This is a genomic window from uncultured Clostridium sp. (assembly GCF_937920395.1).
GTDB lineage: Bacteria > Bacillota > Clostridia > Clostridiales > Clostridiaceae > Clostridium_AD.
In genome coordinates this window covers 1-3,437 of record NZ_CALEVF010000138.1, presented here as the reverse complement: position 1 = coordinate 3,437, position 3,437 = coordinate 1, and the positions used below count along the sequence as shown (strand labels likewise).

The 3,437-nt window shown below is 32.7% G+C and carries 3 protein-coding genes; all 3 read left to right on the top strand.

Annotated features, from left to right (window positions below):
• Positions 1-79 precede the first annotated feature (79 nt).
• A complete protein-coding gene (gene lgt / locus Q0649_RS10180; RefSeq protein ID WP_298841097.1) occupies positions 80-910 on the top strand; it encodes a prolipoprotein diacylglyceryl transferase in 831 nt (276 codons plus the stop codon).
• Positions 911-1,091: 181 nt separating this feature from the next.
• Positions 1,092-1,361, top strand: coding sequence for a metal-sensing transcriptional repressor (locus Q0649_RS10175; RefSeq protein ID WP_298841093.1), 270 nt, complete (start codon positions 1,092-1,094; stop codon positions 1,359-1,361).
• 28 nt (positions 1,362-1,389) lie between these two features.
• Positions 1,390-3,437, top strand: a 2,048-nt coding sequence (locus Q0649_RS10170) for a heavy metal translocating P-type ATPase (RefSeq protein ID WP_298841090.1), incomplete at its 3' end; no start/stop codon positions are given.

Here is a 3,437-nt window from a genome sequence, read left to right as displayed (position 1 = left end):
CCGTTGATATATAAAGAAAAAAACAAATAAGTAGTGTAAAAAAATTTACACTACCCAAATAGTAGGGGGAGAATAAATAATGAAAGAATTGTTTAGTTTTGGGCCTTTTCATGTGTATTTTTTCGGGTTAATGGTTGCAATTGCTATAATAGCAGCAACGTTATTTGCTGAATGGCAAGCAAAAAAAAGAGGAATTAAAGACGATATTATATTTAACTTAGTAATTATTGGAGTAATTGCTGGTGTAGTTGGTGCTAGGTTATTTTATATACTCTTTTATAATCCTTCATTCTATTTTAGTCACCCAATGGAGATACTTAAAATAAGTGAAGGTGGATTATCTATACATGGTGGAATTTTAGTTGCAGTGGTTGCCGGATACATTTATTCTATTAAGGTTAAAATATCGTTCTTTAAATTAGCAGATATTTTTGTAATGGCTGCAGCTCTTGCTCAGGGTATAGGAAGAGTCGGTTGCGATGTGTTTGGCAAGGTAATGACAAATGTTTTGCCTTGGGGAGTTAATGTAGGAGGTAATATTCTGCATCCTGCTCAAGTATATGAATTTATTTTAGACTATATTTTATTTGTTGTTTTGTGGAGAAAAAGCGAAAAGCAAAAGTATGATGGTGAATTGTTTGTTACTTATATTATTGGTTTTTCACTAATTAGAGGAATTGTTGAGTTCTTTAGAATTAATCCAGTAATTTGGGGACCTTTTTCGATATCCCATTTGTTAAGTTTAGTATTTATAGTTGCTGGATTAGTAATACACTCTTATTTAAAAAGAGATAATAAGTATAAAATTGAAAAGGATAAAAATGTTATGACACCTATGTATTTAAAGATATTAGTTTTAATACTTCTCATAACTTTTTCTCTTATAACGTTTTATATGGTTCAGGGGTAAACTAATAAAATAGTTTTAAAAGTAGATTATCTTCATAAAATCTACATAATGAACTGGTATTATGTTATTAAAGAAAAGATATTATCAACTTAATATTTTTAGGTAGTACCCTCCCCCCTCCAGGGATGGGAAATGTGCTTAGCAATATTGTTTTACGACGCATTAAGAAAGGGAAATTTAAATGAATAATGATAAAGTGCAAGCGATTCAGTCGCTTAGGACATCAAAAGGGCAAATTGAAGGAATAATAAAGATGATGGATGAAGGCCGATATTGTATAGATATATCAAATCAAATAATCTCTGTGCAGTCATTACTTAAAAAAGCAAATATGCTGATTTTGAAACAACACCTTAATAATTGCGTAAAGGATGCATTTATTAATAACACAGGTGAGGAAAAAGTTGCAGAGATAATAGAGCTACTTACTAAATTAATTAATAACAAGTAATAGCAATTAATATAGGGAGGAATGGATTATGAAAAATAAAATACTTAAAGTTGAAGGTATGACATGTGCGGCTTGTGCAAAAACTATCGAAAGAGTTTCAAAAAAATTACCAGGTGTTGAAGACGCAAGTGTGAATATCGCTACAGAAAAATTAAAGATAAGTTATGACGATTCATTGATAAAATTAGCCGACATACAAAATGCGGTTGAGAAGGCTGGGTACAAGATATTAGTTGAAACAACTAATAAAACTTTAAAGCTAGAGGGAATGACCTGTGCATCATGTGCAAAGAATATAGAAAGAATAACTAGAAAACTTAATGGAGTAATAGAAGCCAATGTTAACTTTGCCACAGAAAAACTAACGGTATCTTTTGAGCCATCATTAGTTAAAACGAGTGATATAAAGAAGGCTATAGCAAAAGGAGGTTACACGGCACTAGAGGAAGAAAGTAATGTGGATTTGGATAAAGAAAAAAAGGAAAAAGAGATCAAAGCTCTATGGAATAGATTTTTGATTTCTGCAATTTTCGGAGTTCCGCTACTTTTAATTGCAATGTTACCAATGATTACTGGAAGGTTAAATATTATGCTGCCAGGTATCATTGATCCTATGATGCATTTAAAAGGATATGCTATCCTAGAACTTGTACTTGTTCTACCAATAATGGTTACGGGTAGAAGATATTTTATAGTAGGATTCAAGTCTTTATCAAGGTTAAGCCCTAATATGGATTCATTAATATCAATGGGAACGTCAGCTGCATTTTTATACAGTTTATTTGCAGTATATGAAATAATGCTTGGTAATACTGGATATGAAATGTATTTTGAATCAGCAGGTGTAATTTTAACTCTTATTACTCTTGGTAAGTATTTAGAATCAGTAACTAAAGGAAAGACATCTGAGGCAATTAAAAAGCTTATGGGCCTTCAACCTAAAACTGCAATTATAATTAGAAAAAATAAAGAAGTTGAAATTTCAATTGATGACGTTGAGGTTGGAGATATAGTTGTTGTAAAACCTGGTGAAAAAATGCCTGTGGATGGTGAGGTTGTAGAAGGAACCACATCTGTAGATGAGTCAATGCTTACTGGTGAGAGTATGCCAGTGGAGAAAGGCATTGGACATAAAATAATTGGAGCGAGTATAAATAAGAATGGATCAATTAAATTCAAAGCAACCAAAGTTGGTAAAGATACGGCGCTTGCACAAATAATAACATTAGTTGAAAATGCTCAAGGTTCAAAAGCACCAATAGCTAAAATGGCAGATGTTATATCAAGTTACTTTGTTCCTGTGGTTATAGGACTTGCACTGGTATCATCATTAGCTTGGCTTTTATCTGGTCAAACAGGAGTTTTTGCTTTAACAATATTTATTTCAGTACTTGTTATTGCGTGTCCTTGTGCTCTAGGACTTGCAACACCTACAGCTATAATGGTTGGGACAGGAAAGGGTGCAGAGTATGGCGTACTTATAAAAAGTGGTGTAGCACTAGAAACTGCGCATAAGATTCAAACTATAGTATTTGATAAGACAGGAACACTTACTGAAGGAAAACCAAAGGTAACAGATATAGTTACTGTAAAGGGAATGAATGGGGACTATTTAATTCAAATAGCGGCCACGGCAGAAAAAGGTTCTGAACATCCACTTGGTGAAGCTATTGTTAAAGAAGCCGAGGAAAGGCGATTGGAACTTAAAAAATCAATGGGATTTAAGGCTATTCCAGGTTTAGGTATAGAAGTAACTATTGATGGTAAAAAAATATTACTTGGAAACAAAAAACTTATGGATGAAAGCAATATTTCTTTATTAAATTTAGAGAAAGCATCAGATAAACTTGCAGGAGAAGGAAAGACTCCTATGTTTATTGCTATTGAAGGCGATCTAAGTGGGATTATTGCAGTGGCTGACACAGTAAAAGAAAATAGTAAAAAAGCTATAGAAAAACTTCATAGCATGGGAATACAGGTTGCAATGATAACTGGTGATAATAAAAGGACAGCAGGAGCAATCGCAAGGCAAGTTGGTATTGATACAATACTAGCTGAAGTATTACCAGAAGATAA

Bases quoted from the DNA above. Each gene is read 5' to 3' on its own strand.
- lgt (WP_298841097.1), top strand. From the start codon at position 80: ATGAAAGAATTGTTTAGTTTTGGGCCTTTTCATGTGTATTTTTTCGGG.
- Q0649_RS10175 (WP_298841093.1), top strand. From the start codon at position 1,092: ATGAATAATGATAAAGTGCAAGCGATTCAGTCGCTTAGGACATCAAAA.